The 14,257-nt window shown below is 63.6% G+C and carries 20 protein-coding genes; 11 read left to right on the forward strand and 9 right to left on the reverse strand.

From position 1 onward, the window contains the following. The 4 genes from ACSLE4_RS13295 to ACSLE4_RS13310 form a co-directional block, all read left to right on the forward strand. On the forward strand, positions 1 to 414 hold a 414-nt coding region (locus tag ACSLE4_RS13295; RefSeq protein WP_435904918.1), incomplete at its 5' end, for an AMP-binding enzyme. Then, positions 415 to 804, forward strand: a complete 390-nt coding sequence (locus ACSLE4_RS13300) for a tautomerase family protein (protein WP_435904919.1) — start codon at positions 415 to 417, stop codon at positions 802 to 804. 142 nt (positions 805 to 946) lie between these two features. Then, positions 947 to 1,264, forward strand: coding sequence for a DUF1622 domain-containing protein (locus tag ACSLE4_RS13305; protein WP_435904920.1), 318 nt, complete (start codon positions 947 to 949; stop codon positions 1,262 to 1,264). Between the two features lie 207 nt (positions 1,265 to 1,471). Further along, complete coding sequence (locus tag ACSLE4_RS13310) at positions 1,472 to 3,391, forward strand: B12-binding domain-containing radical SAM protein (RefSeq protein WP_435904921.1); 1,920 nt, start codon at positions 1,472 to 1,474, stop codon at positions 3,389 to 3,391. A 9-nt stretch (positions 3,392 to 3,400) separates the two neighbouring features. Here ACSLE4_RS13310 and ACSLE4_RS13315 read toward each other — a convergent pair whose 3' ends face one another. Beyond that, entirely contained in the window at positions 3,401 to 4,087 is a 687-nt protein-coding gene (locus ACSLE4_RS13315) for a hypothetical protein (RefSeq protein WP_435904922.1), read from the reverse strand. A gap of 166 nt (positions 4,088 to 4,253) precedes the next feature. Here ACSLE4_RS13315 and ACSLE4_RS13320 point away from each other — a divergent pair, with 166 nt between their 5' ends. Then, entirely contained in the window at positions 4,254 to 4,808 is a 555-nt protein-coding gene (locus ACSLE4_RS13320) for a cupin domain-containing protein (protein ID WP_435904923.1), read from the forward strand. Between the two features lie 55 nt (positions 4,809 to 4,863). Here the strand turns inward: ACSLE4_RS13320 and ACSLE4_RS13325 are convergent, their stop codons facing one another. Both ACSLE4_RS13325 and ACSLE4_RS13330 read right to left on the reverse strand, forming a co-directional pair. After that, the gene (locus tag ACSLE4_RS13325; RefSeq protein WP_435904924.1) at positions 4,864 to 5,091 is read right to left on the reverse strand and encodes a hypothetical protein; all 228 of its coding nucleotides are present in this window, start codon (positions 5,089 to 5,091) and stop codon (positions 4,864 to 4,866) included. Between the two features lie 128 nt (positions 5,092 to 5,219). Then, entirely contained in the window at positions 5,220 to 6,215 is a 996-nt protein-coding gene (locus ACSLE4_RS13330; RefSeq protein ID WP_435904925.1) for an SH3 domain-containing protein, read from the reverse strand. A gap of 257 nt (positions 6,216 to 6,472) precedes the next feature. On the opposite strand from ACSLE4_RS13330, the gene ACSLE4_RS13335 reads away from it, so the two are divergent. Then, a complete protein-coding gene (locus tag ACSLE4_RS13335) occupies positions 6,473 to 6,850 on the forward strand; it encodes an STAS/SEC14 domain-containing protein (RefSeq protein WP_435904926.1) in 378 nt (125 codons plus the stop codon). Between the two features lie 12 nt (positions 6,851 to 6,862). On the opposite strand, the gene ACSLE4_RS13340 is transcribed toward ACSLE4_RS13335, so the two are convergent. Together ACSLE4_RS13340 and ACSLE4_RS13345 are read right to left on the reverse strand one after the other, a co-directional pair. Continuing rightward, the gene (locus ACSLE4_RS13340) at positions 6,863 to 7,234 is read right to left on the reverse strand and encodes a c-type cytochrome (protein ID WP_435904927.1); all 372 of its coding nucleotides are present in this window, start codon (positions 7,232 to 7,234) and stop codon (positions 6,863 to 6,865) included. Between the two features lie 293 nt (positions 7,235 to 7,527). Then, positions 7,528 to 7,704, reverse strand: coding sequence for a YdcH family protein (locus ACSLE4_RS13345; protein WP_435904928.1), 177 nt, complete (start codon positions 7,702 to 7,704; stop codon positions 7,528 to 7,530). A gap of 197 nt (positions 7,705 to 7,901) precedes the next feature. Between ACSLE4_RS13345 and ACSLE4_RS13350 the strand changes: the two genes are divergently transcribed. Further along, entirely contained in the window at positions 7,902 to 8,108 is a 207-nt protein-coding gene (locus ACSLE4_RS13350) for a YdcH family protein (RefSeq protein WP_435904929.1), read from the forward strand. On the opposite strand, the gene ACSLE4_RS13355 is transcribed toward ACSLE4_RS13350, so the two are convergent. Next, entirely contained in the window at positions 8,098 to 8,568 is a 471-nt protein-coding gene (locus ACSLE4_RS13355; RefSeq protein WP_435904930.1) for a DUF4345 domain-containing protein, read from the reverse strand. The two genes, ACSLE4_RS13350 and ACSLE4_RS13355, sit on opposite strands and share 11 nt — an antisense overlap. A 133-nt stretch (positions 8,569 to 8,701) precedes the next feature. Here ACSLE4_RS13355 and purE point away from each other — a divergent pair, with 133 nt between their 5' ends. The 3 genes from purE (at position 8,702) to rpsU (ending at position 10,678) form a co-directional block, all read left to right on the forward strand. Next, the gene (gene purE, locus ACSLE4_RS13360; RefSeq protein WP_435904931.1) at positions 8,702 to 9,211 is read left to right on the forward strand and encodes a 5-(carboxyamino)imidazole ribonucleotide mutase; all 510 of its coding nucleotides are present in this window, start codon (positions 8,702 to 8,704) and stop codon (positions 9,209 to 9,211) included. After that, positions 9,204 to 10,295: a 5-(carboxyamino)imidazole ribonucleotide synthase gene (locus ACSLE4_RS13365; RefSeq protein ID WP_435904932.1), complete on the forward strand. Its 1,092-nt coding sequence runs from the start codon at positions 9,204 to 9,206 to the stop codon at positions 10,293 to 10,295. Before purE ends, ACSLE4_RS13365 begins: the two co-directional genes overlap by 8 nt. Before the next feature lie 152 nt (positions 10,296 to 10,447). Beyond that, positions 10,448 to 10,678 carry a 30S ribosomal protein S21 gene (rpsU, locus tag ACSLE4_RS13370; RefSeq protein WP_435904933.1) on the forward strand — a complete coding sequence of 77 codons (231 nt, stop codon included), beginning with the start codon at positions 10,448 to 10,450 and terminating at the stop codon, positions 10,676 to 10,678. Between the two features lie 75 nt (positions 10,679 to 10,753). Here rpsU and ACSLE4_RS13375 read toward each other — a convergent pair whose 3' ends face one another. Beyond that, positions 10,754 to 11,626, reverse strand: coding sequence for an alpha/beta hydrolase (locus ACSLE4_RS13375; RefSeq protein ID WP_435904934.1), 873 nt, complete (start codon positions 11,624 to 11,626; stop codon positions 10,754 to 10,756). A gap of 439 nt (positions 11,627 to 12,065) precedes the next feature. On the opposite strand from ACSLE4_RS13375, the gene ACSLE4_RS13380 reads away from it, so the two are divergent. Continuing rightward, a complete protein-coding gene (locus ACSLE4_RS13380) occupies positions 12,066 to 12,458 on the forward strand; it encodes a VOC family protein (protein WP_435904935.1) in 393 nt (130 codons plus the stop codon). Between the two features lie 21 nt (positions 12,459 to 12,479). On the opposite strand, the gene ACSLE4_RS13385 is transcribed toward ACSLE4_RS13380, so the two are convergent. Continuing rightward, on the reverse strand, positions 12,480 to 13,874 hold the full coding sequence (locus ACSLE4_RS13385) for an NAD(P)(+) transhydrogenase (Re/Si-specific) subunit beta (protein WP_435904936.1): 1,395 nt from the start codon (positions 13,872 to 13,874) through the stop codon (positions 12,480 to 12,482). A gap of 1 nt (position 13,875) precedes the next feature. Beyond that, complete coding sequence (locus tag ACSLE4_RS13390) at positions 13,876 to 14,244, reverse strand: proton-translocating transhydrogenase family protein (protein ID WP_435904956.1); 369 nt, start codon at positions 14,242 to 14,244, stop codon at positions 13,876 to 13,878. Positions 14,245 to 14,257: the final 13 nt, after the last annotated feature.

Genomic DNA, 14,257 nt, shown 5'->3' on the forward strand with positions numbered 1-14,257 from the left:
AACCCCAAGGCGACGATCGAGTCCTTCAAGGGCGGCTGGTTCCATTCCGGCGATCTCGGCGTTCAGCACACGGACGGTTTCGTCCAGCTCAAGGACCGCTCCAAGGACATCATCATCTCGGGCGGCGAGAACATCTCATCGATCGAGGTCGAGGACGTGCTCTACAAGCATCCGGCGGTCTCCTCCGCCGCCGTCGTCGCCAAGCCCGACGACAAATGGGGCGAGACGCCGTGCGCCTTCGTTGAGCTCAAGCCAGGGCAGAGCGCCACGGCGGAGGAGATCATCGCCTGGTGCCGCGAGAAGCTCGCGCGTTACAAATGCCCCCGCCACGTGGTCTTCGTCGACCTGCCCAGGACCTCCACCGGCAAGATCCAGAAATTCAAGCTGCGCGAAATCGCCAAGGACGTTCATTAGATGCCGCTGCTCCGCTTTGATCTGATCGAAGGCCGCACCGGCGCGGAGTTGAAGGCGCTGCTCGATGCGGCGCACCGCGCCATGCTCGAAGCCTTCAAGGTGCCCGAACGCGACCGCTATCAGCTCGTCCATGAGCATGAGCCCGGGCACATGATCGTCGAGGATACCGGGCTCGGCATTCCGCGCACCGACAAGGTCGTGGTCCTACATGTCACCAGCCGCCCCCGAACGCGAAAACAGAAGGAAGACTTCTACCGGCTGCTCTGCGAGGAGCTCAGGCGCTCTTGCGGCATCGCGCCGTCGGACGTGATGGTCTCGATCGTCGAGAACACGGACGAGGATTGGTCCTTCGGCCTCGGCCGGGCGCAGTTCCTCACCGGCGAACTCTAGCCTCTTCGTCCCCCGGCAATTCCGGCGAAAGCCGAATCGGCTTAGTCTCTGCGGCGTCTGCAAGGGGAGAGGCGCCATTCCGATCGAGGACAGCTTCAACGTCGTCGCGAATTATATCGCGCTCACCATCGAGGTGGGTGCGGTGGTCGTCGTCGCGCTCGGCGCCGGCCAGGCGATCGTCGCCGTCGTCATCGCGATCTTCTCCGGCACCGCGGACGAGCTGCGCGGGCGGGAGATCTGGCTCAAATTCGCTACTTGGATTTTGCTGGCGCTCGAGTTCGCGCTCGCCGCCGACATCGTGCACACGGCCGTCGCCCCCACTTGGGAGGACATCTGGAAGCTGGCCGTCATCGCGGTGATCCGGACGATGTTGAACTACTTCCTGGCGAAAGACATCGCGGATTTCAGCAAACTCCAGGAATCGGGCCAAATCCCCGCCTCGAGCCCCCGGCAAACCTAATCCGTTGGACCGCCGCCACGATATGTGTTTGAGTCAGTTAACGTCTTAAGGCGCAGCGCAATAACCGTCCGCGCGGGCGCCTGACCGGTTGTAATCAGGGGGTTGGGGCGCGCAAAGCCGGAGCGTCCATCTTTAAGAGGCGGCTGGCCGAACGGCAAAAAAAGTTCCCCAGGATGCGCGGGGAACGCCTCTTCAGGGGACCGAGGGATGACCAAGCGAACACGGGCGGACAGGCCGCGATTCCAATTCATCCTGATCAAACCGTCTCACTACGACAAAGACGGCTACGTGGTGCAGTGGGTACGCTCCACCATGCCGTCGAACTCGCTGGCCGCCGTCTACGGCCTCGCCCTCGGCGCCGCCGAGCGGAACCTTCTCGGGCCCGATCTTCCTATTGACGTCCACGCCATGGACGAGACCAACACCAGGGTGAAACCCCGCGAGATCGTGCGCCACATCCAAAAGAACGGCGGCCTCGGCCTGGTCGGGATTGTCGGCGCGCAGTCGAACGAGTTTCCCCGGGCCGTCGACATCGCGCGGCCGTTCCGAGAGGCCGGCATCCAAGTCTTGATCGGCGGCTTCCACGTGTCAGGCTGCCTCGCCATGCTGAAGGACACGCAGTCGGACATCAAGCTCGCGCAAGATCTCGGGATTTGCATTTACGCCGGCGAGGCTGAAGAAGGCCTCGACGAGGTGATCATCGACGCCGCGCGCGGAGAGTTGAAGCCTCTCTACGATCACATGAAGCATTTGCCGGATATCGGCTCCGTCCCCTCGCCGCCCTTCCTGCCCTACGACTTCGTCACTCGCACAATTGGCAATACGACGAGCTTCGACGCCGGCCGCGGCTGCCCGTTCCAGTGCTCGTTCTGCACCATCATCAATGTGCAGGGCCGCAAGTCGCGCTATCGCACGCCCGATAGCGTCGAGCAGATTCTGCGCATGAACTATGCGCAGGGCGTGAACCGGTTCTTCATCACCGACGACAATTTCGCGCGCAACAGCGATTGGGAGGCGATCTACGACCGCATCATCAAGCTGCGCGAAGTGGACGGCATGGACATCCGCTTCTGCATCCAGGTCGACACGCTCTGCCACAAGATCCCGAACTTCATCGACAAATCGAAGCGCGCGGGCGTTACCCGCGTATTCATCGGGCTCGAGAACATCAACCCGGAAAACTTGATCGCTGCCAAGAAGCGGCAGAACAAGATTACCGAGTACCGCAAGATGCTGCTCGACTGGAAGCGCGTCGGCATCATGACCTATGCGGGCTACATCCTCGGCTTCCCCAACGACACGCCCGAGTCCATTCGCCAGGACCTTGAGATCATCAAGCACGAGCTGCCGCTCGACGTGCTGGAGTTTTTCATTCTCACCCCGCTGCCCGGCTCGGAGGACCATAAGATCCTCTATGAAAAAGGGGTCTGGATGGACCCCGACATGAACAAATACGACGTCGAGCACGTATGCACCGCTCACCCAAAAATGAGCAAGGAAGAGTGGGAACACGCCTACCAGACCGCTTGGGGCATCTATTATACCGACGAGCACTTGGAGACGATCATCCGCCGCGCCCATGCGACGGGCATCAGTCTGAAGTCTCTTAAGACCGTGCTGTTCTGGTTCTCGGGCGCGGTGCCGACCGAGGGCGTGCATCCCCTGCAATGGGGAATCTTTCGGATGAAGCACCGGCGCGACCGTCGCTCCGGCCTGCCGATCGAGAACCCCATCGTGTTCTATTCAAAATATGCGGCGGATATCGCCCGTAAGCTGTTTCTGGCCGGTAAGCGGTGGCATCATCTGAGCCGCCTCGTCAAAAAGGTGCAGTCTGATCCGGCCGCAAAGTTCTACAAGGACGAGGCGCTGACTCCCGTCGCCGACGAGGATGCCGAGCATATGGGGCTCTACACCCAGAACGAAGCGGCCCGCGTCGCCGTGGAGCGAGAGCTGCGCGTCGCCGGCGTGAAGCCGAAAGGCAGCGGCAATGGCCAGCCGGCGCTCACGACGAAAGCCAACGGCAACGGCAAGGCGGCAGTTGCGGGTAACGGTCACGCCGCTCATGGCGAGGCCGCCGAACATCCCGATCAGGATCGCCTAACGGAAAATGCCGCGCCGCCTGCGTAGCGCCGGCGACTATTGGCCGAAGCCGCGGCGCACGAAACTCGCAAAATTCACACTGTCATGCGTGCGGGCCGCGACGGGCTCAGGGCCATCGCCACCGAGAAGCATCGGGCTCTGACGCGTGTCGCGATTGGGAATCCCGGTGACAGGCTCCGGCGTCTTAATCTCGGCCTCGGCGTGATGCACGGGCCTGGAGGATTTGTCCTCGGTCGCAGCCGTCATCATGTCCGAGGCGAGCGCCTCCGTCTTGATCCAGCCGCGCGCGCCGCTTCTGACGTCTTGCACCGCGGCGTAGCCGTCCTGCCTCTCCATCACGCGCATCTTCCGTCCTGGCGGGAAGGCATAGAGCATCGGCGCGGCATCGGACGGTCCGGAGCGCACCAGGGCGGGTTCCGCCGCAACGGCCATCTCATCGAACCGATCCGGCGCCTCGTCGCTCGCTATGTCGATGGTGGGAACGGCCGGCGTGCGCTGAGGCAGCGGTGGGGTCTTCGGCAGGGACGGCACGAGGTCTACGGCAGGGTCCACGGCGGGCTCGGTGGTGAGCGTGCGCTGCGGGGGCGCCAGGGCCAGAATTACGGAACTGTCTTGGCGCGCCACCGATTGCGTCTCGTCGCTGAGGTTGACGTTCGCAAGCGCGACGCCTCCCGCCACGACGGCGGTACTCGCAACGGCTACAATCTTCAGAAGCTTCGCCATCATCGTTCTCCTTTTTCTTCCCTCCCTTGGTAGGAAAACGAGGATACCCGCCTTCATGTTCCGCCCGCCGGACGGAGATCATGGCGGGAACCTTGATTTTGGCAGGAGAAACAACGCGCTATAGCGGCCGCGCCGCTCAGGAAAGGCAAAGGAGCACGTGACTCGAATGAGCAAGGATACACAAGGGCGCTCAATCCGCCGCGTCGCCACGGGACAGGCACCCGACGGGGGTTCGGTCATCGTCAGCGATGAGCAGGTCGCGCCGATCGAGAGCCCGTTGATGCCGGGCGCCAGGTTCTACAGCGTCTGGGGGGCGGACAGCATGCCAACATTGCCGAACGACGGGGCGGAGCCCGCGTTCCGCACTTGGTTTCCGACGGATGGTGGATACCGCTTTGAGTTTATCGTGATCCCGCCGGACGGCGCGTCTCCTCCGCCGGGGATCGACCAAGCGGCGGCCTTGGCCGAGACCGAGAAACTATTGCCCGGCCTGATGGATGTCATGGACCCCAAGCACCCGGGTTGGCACACCACCGACACGATCGATCTCCTCTACGTTGTAAGCGGCGCGTGCGTGTTGAAGCTCGACAGCGGGGAGACGACGCCGTTGAAGGCGGGGGACGCGTTGATCCAGACGGGCGCACGCCATGCCTGGGGAAATCCAAGCGGCCAGGACTGCACGCTGCTGGTGGTATCGCTCGGCGTGAAACGCGAAGCCTGAGGTCTACCAGTACGCCGCCCGAAGCGGCTTGGAAGGAAGATCACCGCCGCCGCCGTCAACGCGCGCCGTACTGCAGGCAAAGTGACAAGGCGTCCTGGCTCATGGCGACCTCGCAGACCGCTTCGAGCCGCCCCCATGTTTCAAAGTTCAAAGCCACGAGATAGATACAGAGTAGGCCCAAGCCGATCCCCGACAGGAACCATTTCGAATCGGAGGCCCCAGGATCCGGAACCTCGAAGGCCGCTTCGCCGATCAGTCCGCGAGCCTTATCCTCTTGTGCCATGGGCCGCTCCTGGCGCTGCATCGAATCGTTGAATACCAGCTACGCCCAACCCTGAAAAGTGGGCAAAGGAGGAGCGGGATTCACAAGCGCTCTACTTGGTGCCTTTGCGACCTAACGCCGGAGCGCGATCAGTTCCCGCCGCCGAACGCGCGGTTGATCATGTCGCCGAAGGCGCCGCGGCGGAACAGACCGGGGCGTTCCCGGGGCTGCTCGTCGTAATAGGCTTCGGTCTGGCCGTAGGGCTGCTGCCCGGGAGCGGCGAAGGGCCCAAGCGCATGAGCCTGCATCCAGCCCGTGGCGGCGCTCTTCGGATCGGTCACCTCGACCCACCCCTCAGAGCGCGACACGACTTTCAGGCTGCGGCCATACGGAAAGGCGAACAGCATGGGCGCCTCTTCCGAGGCGGTGGAACGCATGGGCGAGCCTGAGATGATCACCTGCACCCATTGCTCGTTCTGATCGGCCCCCTGGGCCTGCCCCTGCCCGTTCCATGACTGCGGTGGCGGTCCGTAGGGATCTTGCGCATAGGGATCGCCTTGAGGCTGTCCGTAAGGCTCCTGGGCATACGGATCGCCCTGCGCGGCATAGGGATCGTAGGGATCGTCTTCCCGATACGGGTCGCCGGGTGGCGGCCCGTACGGGTCGTCCTGGCGGGCATAGTTATCGCCCGGCGGCGGACCGTAAGGATCGCCCTGTTCTGCATAAGGATCGGAGGGTTGGCGCTCGTCGCTCCATTGCTCGGCGCCGTCCGTCGCCCATTGATCGGCGCCCGGCTCGCCCGGCAGGGGCGGAACGGCCGCGGGGTCTTGTGCGTCCGCGCTCTCGTCAGGGAGCGACGCGAAATCTTGTCCCGCGCCGGCATCACCGTCGGACGGAATGTCTTGAATCGCCGGCGGGCCGCCTGCGCTCTTGGGCGCGGGCGCGGCCTCTTCCGTCACCGTCTCGAAGTCCGGAATGTCCTTCTTCCCGGCGTCCTTCTCATCGGTGTCGTCTTCGCGCGGCTGGGAAATCGCCTGCTCGTAGGCGAGCGAACGCTTGACCTGCGCCTCCGTCTTCGGCTTGTCGATCGGCGTCGGGCTCAAAACCATCCACACCGCGCCCAAGGCGATCGCGCAGACGGCCACGAGGGAAAAGATCAGCTTTTTGATCGTCGGGTCTCCTGATCGAGGACGCCATTAGGCTGAGAAAAGGCGGCAATAGCGTGTCTTTAGGCCGGCATTCTCGTCGCGTTAGGCCTAATTTTCCGTGAACTTGAAGGCGGGCGCAACCCTCTGTGGAAAGCACCACTGGTATCGGTGGTTACGCGCCGAAGCCCTGGGCAGCGTCTCGCATCGACGGCTAAGATGCCCGCGCGAAACCAACCGTAAGGACCCAGCGTCCCATGCTGTCCTATACCGAGCACGACAACGCCCAAGCCGTCGAGATCAGCCTCAGCGGCCGCGTCTCGACCGAGGAGTTCGATCGCGTCGCGCAAAAGCTCGAGGCGTTCATCGCGCGCCACGGCCGGGTGCGCGTGCTCGAAGAGGTCAAGGACTTCGAAGGCATGGATGCCGTCGCCCTGTGGCACGACATCAAGTTCAGCTTCCGGCACCTCAAGGATTTCAGCCGCATTGCCGTGGTGGCAAATCCGGAGATCCATAATCTCTGGTCGAGCCTCGTCTCGCCCTTCATGGAATGCGAGGTCGAGCACTTCGCGCCGGATCAGATCGAAGAAGCGCGCGACTGGCTGATGTGGCCGGAAGGCGCCGCGGATGTCTGAGGGGCGGGCGCGCTAGCCGTTCGGCGTTTCGCCAGGCGCGGGCGCCATGGGCGTCTGGATCGACTCCAGATAGGCGATTATGGCGTCAATCTCGTGCGGCTTGAACACGAAGATCGGCATCTCCGGATGGCCGGAGACGATGCCTTCTGCAAGCGATTCGGCCAAATCCTCGACCGGATATTTGCTGGACAGCGTGCGGAAGGGCGGCGCGTCCGGATTAGGGCTGTCGCCCGTCACGCCCACTGCGTGACACCTTGAGCAATTCTCCCGGATAAGCACCTCGCCCTTGTCGGTGAGCCCCTTGTCCGCGGCAACCGCCGGCGACAAGAGCCCGCCTGCGAGCAAGCCTAACACCGTGATCGCCCAGCGCGCGCAAACCTGCATTCCGCGATCTCCCTCATCCCTTGAACCAGCAAAGTCTCGTAGCGCATGCGCCGGCGCCCGCACTGATTCAGGTCAACGGTAAGCGGCGCAAGCGCAGATCACGATCCCACAATCAGGATTTCAAAACGACAATGCCCGCAAATGACAACAATGCCCGCAAATGACAATGGCCGCGGGAGGTTTTGCACCTCTCATTGCGGCCATAAAAACCCTTCCGTCACGCCCGGAAGCCGGGCGTCCAAAATTTTTCTTTGGTCCGAGACGGCCTCGGGACCCGAGGCCCGGCTCCGACTCTAGTGCTGCGGCTCGAGTCTCAGCCGCTCCATTTCATCCTTCAGACGCAGTTTTTGACGCTTCCATTCCGCGAGCTTGAACTCGTTGGCCGTTGGCCGTCCTTGCTCTTCTTCGATTTTTCGATCCAACGCGCGGTGCCTGTGAGACAACTCAGTGAGGTGTGCGTCTAGCGCCATATCGGAACCTCCAAAGTCAATTGTCACGGCAGGTAGTCTGTCAAATTGCCGGCGCCTTGTCTAATGCCTGGGTGTTGATGAAAGCGTCTGCCGCACGCATCCCGCGCAATAAGAACATGCCGCGTCCAGACCCTTGCACCGTCCGGCGTTCAGCCAGATACTCCGCCCCGATACGGGAAATGGAGCGGGGACGCCCGATGGAAAGCGAGGAGATTCGCGAGCTTCGGGCTGTGTTGAGCAGGCTCAAGCAGGAGCACCGGGACCTGGACAGCGCCATCAACGCGCTGGAACATTCCGGCCGCGCCGACGCCTTGCAGCTCAAGCGCCTCAAGAAAAAGAAGCTCTTTCTGCGAGACGAGATCTCCCGGATCGAGGATCAGCTCCTCCCCGACATCATCGCCTGACCTTGCGGTCCTCGGCCAGGAGAATGCCGAACCCCAGCAGACCGCCCGCGATCTCGAGTCCCAGATAGACCAGCAAAAGCAGGCTTGGGCGCCCGTCCACGATCAGGCTGATCACGCGCCCGACCGCCAGCGAAAAGGCGAAGAAGATCCCCCAGATGACCGCCGTGCGCTGCCATGACGGCGTGAAGGCGGCAATCGCCCAGAAGACGGCCGCCCCGAGATAGAGGCACATCAGCGCCCGGAACACATGCGTCTGGTCCGTGCCCGACACCGTGATGTCGAGGACCTGGGGCAGAGTGCTGCCGGGCCTCAATCCGTAGCTCAGCGCGATGGGCACGATCAGAAATACGATCAGCAGGAGGTAGAGCCGCATCAGCTTGCTGCTCGGCGGCGAGGCAGGCGGTTCTTCAGGCGGGTCTTGGGACGGGTCTTGGGGCATGAGGTCCTCGTGGGGCGGCATCGAGGCCCTAAGGCAGCCGAATCGCGCAGAAATCGCAAGGGGGACAAGCCCGAGACGTGCCTTGCCAAGCAAGGGCGCGTCCCTATAATCGCGCGCTTTCCTCGAACCGGCCTTTTCCGGCCAGATCCCTTCCATGAGCGAAAGCACCAGCGATGCGAACCCGGCCGTCGGCATCATCATGGGTAGCCGTTCGGACTGGCCCACGCTGAAGGCGGCCGCGGACGTGCTCGACACGCTGCACGTGCCCTACGAGACCAAGGTGGTCTCGGCCCATCGCACCCCGAACCGGCTCTACGAGTACGCCTCGAGCGCGCGAGAGCGCGGGCTGAAAGTGATCATCGCGGGCGCCGGGGGCGCCGCGCATCTACCCGGCATGACGGCCTCCATGACGGAGCTGCCGGTGCTCGGCGTGCCCATTGAGAGCAAAGCCCTCAAAGGCCTCGACAGCCTCCTGTCCATCGCCCAGATGCCGGCAGGCGTGCCCGTCGGCACGCTGGCCATCGGCAAGGCCGGCGCCACCAATGCCGGCCTACTCGCCGCCGGCATCCTCGCGCTCGCCGATGAGAGCCTCACCGCACGGCTTGCCGCCTGGCGCGCCGAGCAGACCGCTTCGATCGGCGAGACGGTTGAGGACGATGGCTAACGCGCCGCTCCCGCCGGGCAGCACCATCGGCATTCTAGGCGGCGGCCAGCTCGGCCGCATGCTCTCGGTCGCCGCGTGCCGGCTGGGCCTCAAGACTCACATCTATAATGACGAGCCCGGCGCCCCGGCCTTCGACGTCGCCGCGGAAACGACCGTCGGCGCCTATGACGACCCTGAGGCGCTTGCGCGCTTTGCCAAGAGTGTCGGCGTCGTCACCTGCGAGTTCGAGAATATCCCGGCGAAGGCCTTGGAAATCGCCGGCCGCGAATCGCATGTCTATCCGCCGCCGAAATCCTTCGAAGTGGCTCAAGACAGGCTGGTCGAGAAAGACTTCGTGAGCGCGCTCGGCATCGCGGTCGCGCCCTACGCCGCCGTGGACAGTCTCGGCGACCTCAAGGAGGGACTTGCCCGGGTGAAGACCCCTGCCCTGCTCAAGACGCGGCGCTTCGGCTATGACGGCAAGGGGCAGGTGCCGATCCATACCCTATGCGAGGCCGAGACCGCCTGGGAGGCCATCGGCGAAGCCCCCGCGGTGCTGGAAGGCATGGTCGCCTTCGAGCGCGAGCTCTCGGTCGTCGCCGTGCGCGGCCAAGACGGCGAAACGCGCTTCTACGACGTGGTCGAGAACGTGCATCGAGGCGGCATTCTGGCCACGAGCCGGGTCGCGGCCGGGATCTCGGGCACGACCGAGTACGAGGCCCGGAGGATCGCAGGCCAAATCGCGCAAAGCTTGGGCCATGTGGGTGTGCTGTGCGTGGAGCTGTTCGAACGCGGCGGCGAGACCCCCCATCTGGTGGTCAATGAGATCGCCCCGCGGGTGCACAATTCCGGGCACTGGACCCTCGATGCCTGCCTAGTGAGCCAGTTCGAGAACCACGTGCGGGCGATTTGCGGCTGGCCGCTGGGGGACGTGGGCCGCCACAGCGACGCGGCGATGACCAATCTGATCGGCGCCGAAGTGGACGATTGGGCCCGGCTTGCCGCCGAACCCGGCACGGCCGTGCACCTCTATGGCAAGGCGGAAGCCCGCCCGGGCCGCAAGATGGGCCATGTCACCCGCGTCAAGCCGATGACCTCGGATTAGAACTTTCTAGAACTTTGCCGCCCGGTCTGGACAATCAACGGCCGTTTTGCTAGATCAGCCCCGGATGCGGGACCCAGGCCGGTTCTGGCCAGGGTCATTTTTGGCCCCGCTCCTATCCCAAAACCAACGGCCAACTCGGAGATTTAAGACGCGTGCAAGTCGTCGTTCGCGATAACAATGTCGATCAGGCCCTTCGGGCCCTGAAGAAGAAGATGCAGCGCGAGGGCATCTTCCGCGAGATGAAGCTCCGTAATTATTACGAGAAGCCTTCGGAGAAGCGTGCCCGCGAGAAGGCCGAGGCCATTCGCCGCGCCCGCAAGCTCGCTCGCAAGAAGGCCCAGCGCGAGGCCGGCATCGCCCCCAAGCCGCGCGGCCGCCGCTAAGTTTCACGTCATAAGATTTAGCGCTGCTAAAGCCGGGAATGTCCTTCCCGGCTTTGTTGCGTTTGGAACGCGCCGCTAGCGGTCGGCGTCGGCCGCCGCCGCGAGCTCGACCGGACGGCCGGCGCGCGCGGCAGGCTTCTCCACGGCAGGCTCCACCTGAAGCGTTTCAAGGAACGCACGCACGCGCGCCCAGGCGCCCTGCTCGAACAGATCGTTGTGACCGGCCCGCGGCACCAGGCTGAGCGTCTTCGGCTCATTGGCTGCATGCAATACGCGCCGCGCCTGATCGAGCGGGATGACATTGTCCCGGCCGCCATGGATGATGAACAGCGGCACCTTGACCTGACCGATTCGATCGATGGTGCGGTACTGATCGACCATGATGAGATTTAACGGCAGGAGCGGCCACATCAGCAGACCGACATCGACCACCGAGGTGAACGGCGCCTCGAGCACGAGCGCTTGCGCTTCGCGCTGCAAGCAAAGCCGCGTAGCAACCGCAGTGCCGAGCGACTCGCCATAGAACGCGATGTCGTGCGGGGCAACGCCGAGACCGCGCAGATAGTCGTAGGCGCTCACCGCGTCCGCGGTGACGCGCTTCTCGGTCGGACGGCCGCCCGAGCCGCCATAGCGCCGGTAGTTGAGCATGAACACGCCATAACCGTCCGCGCCGATGGCCTTGATCTTGCCCGCGCGGTCGGCGGCATTGCCGTAATTGCCCTGGAAATAGAGAAGCGTCGGCTTGCCGGGCTTCGCGGGCCGATACCAGGCGATGAGCCGCGTACCGTCGGTCGCCTTGAACACGACCTCCTCGACGTTCGCGAGACCTGCGTCTTTGGGGGAGACCCGTCTCGGATCCGGCACATACACGAAATAACGGTGAAGCAGTCGCGCCACGATGCAAAACAGCGCGAAGATTCCTACAAGTGACAGGAGAAGGTTCAACATGGACCCGGCAATGCCTCTCTGCTTTTTTGTTTTTAATCGGCCTCTAGATTACGCGTCCGGTATGAACGACGGTTGAACGGTCCGTTCATCCCAGCAAACATTCGAAGCCGACGCCTCTGCCGCAGTCTTAGAGAGCCTCGGTCGGCAAACTTAGCGGAAAAATCAACCCCAGGAAGTTTAACTCCCTGCTAAATGGCGAGGCCGTCTCGATTGTCAATAACCACAAGAGGGTGACGACCCACGCCCGAAACATCGGGGCCTGTGCGCTGTAAGAGTTGATTGGAGCCGGAGTCAGGCGATTCTCAGTCCGACTTTGGCAATTCTTCGTTCACTTTGAGATTGTTAACCACGCGGCGGATTTGCCGCGCGCGCACTCCGGCGCCTTGGCGATCTCTTCCGTCATCTTCTTGCCGTCGCCGAGGGCAATCATCATGGGGTCATGGCGGTCCAACTCAACCACACCATCCTGGCAGCGAGAGACAAGGACGCATCGGCGGCCTTCCTGACCGAGATGCTCGGCCTGCCTGCCCCGGCGAGCTGGGGGCCGTTTGCTGTCGTCGCCACCGAGAACGAGGTGAACCTCGACTACATGAACGTCGACGGCGACATTAAGCGCCAGCACTACGCCTTCCTGGTCAGCGAAGCCGAGTTCGACGACATCTTCGGCCGCATCCGCGAGCGGCAGCTAAAGTTCTGGGCTGATCCCGGCCAAACTCAGGAGGGGGAAATCAATCATCACGACGGCGGTCGCGGAGTCTACTTCGAGGAGTTGAACGGCCATCTGCTGGAGGTCATCACGAAGCCCTATGGCAGCGGCGGCTGGAACCCTTGAACGCCTGGCGCTGTCAGAAATCTACAGCGCCTTGGCGATCTCTTCCGTCATCTTCTTCGCATCGCCCAGCACCATCATGGTGTTGTCGCGATAGAACACCGGATTGTCGATGCCCGCATAGCCGGTCGCGAGCGAGCGCTTGTTGAAGAGCACCGTGCCGGCTTTCCAGACCTGCAGCACGGGCATGCCGTAGATCGGCGAGGACGGATCGTCTTCCGCGGCCGGGTTCACCACGTCGTTGGCACCGATGATGTAGACGACGTCGGTTTGCGGAAACTCGCTATTGATGTCTTCGAGTTCGAACACCTCGTCGTACGGGACGTTCGCTTCCGCCAGCAGCACGTTCATGTGGCCCGGCATGCGGCCCGCCACCGGGTGAATGGCGTACTTGACCTCGACGCCGGCGTTTTTCAGCCCTTCCGCCATCTCGCGCAAGGCATGCTGGGCTTGCGCCACCGCCATGCCGTAGCCCGGCACGATGATGACCCTGCTCGCATTCTTCATCAAGAAGGCGGCATCCTCGGCCGAACCGAGCTTCACCGGCTTCTGCTCGCCGCCGGCGGCCGGACCTGCCGTCTCGCCGCCAAACCCGCCGAGAATGACGCTGATGAAGGAGCGGTTCATGCCCTTGCACATGATATAGGACAGGATCGCGCCGGCCGAGCCGACCAGCGCGCCGGTGACGATCAGCGCCGTGTTGCCGAGGGTGAAGCCGATGCCCGCGGCCGCCCATCCCGAATAAGAGTTCAGCATGGAGATGACGACAGGCATGTCGGCGCCGCCGATGGGAATAATGATCAGCACGCCGAGCAGCAGCGACAGCGTCACGATCGCCCAGAAATAGACCGGCGTCTGCTCCTGGCAGAACAGCGCAACGCAAGTCACGAGCCAGACCGCCAGCACGATGTTGATGAGATGCCGTGCCGGCAGCATGATCGGCGCACCCGACATGCGGCCCGACAGCTTGGCGAAAGCGATGACGGAGCCCGTGAAGGTAATGGCGCCGATGGCCGCACCGAGCGACATCTCGATCAGGCTCGCCACGCGGATGGCGCCCGGCGCACCGATGCCGAAGGCCTCGGGCGCATAGAAGGCGGCAGCCGCCACCAGCACTGCGGCCATACCGACCAGCGAATGGAACGCGGCGACGAGCTCGGGCATCGCCGTCATGGGGATGCGCCGCGCGATGACGGCGCCGGTGCTGCCGCCGACGGCGATACCGCCGACGATCATGGCCCAGGAGAGGCCCGTCTCGGGGCGCGCCACGGCAAGCGTGGTGACCACCGCGATGGCCATGCCGGCCATGCCCATATAGTTGCCCTGACGCGAGGTCTCGGGCGACGAGAGCCCGCGCAGCGCCAGGATGAACAGGACGCCGGAGACGAGATAGAGCAGCGGGACGAATTCACCGGACATGTTAGCGATCCTTGCGCCGGTACATCGCCAGCATGCGTTGGGTGACGAGGAAGCCACCGAAGATATTGACGCTGGCCAGGACCAAGGCGACGAGGCCCAAGACCTTGGCGATGACGTGTCCGGAGGAGCCCACCGCGTCGGCCGCCTCGATCGCGACGGCGAGTAGCGCGCCAACCACGATCACGGACGAGATGGCGTTGGTCACCGACATCAGCGGCGTATGCAGCGCAGGCGTTACGCTCCACACCACGTAGTAGCCGACGAACACGGCAAGCACGAAGATCGAGAATTGAGAGATAAAGTCGTGGCCGCCTTCGGCGCCCGCCTCGGCCGCGTGGGCCGCACCCATCCAGCCTGCGTCTGACAGCATGGCCAGCGCGAGC

It is taken from the genome of Methyloceanibacter sp., assembly GCF_051306395.1.
Classification (GTDB): Bacteria; Pseudomonadota; Alphaproteobacteria; order Rhizobiales; family Methyloligellaceae; genus Methyloceanibacter.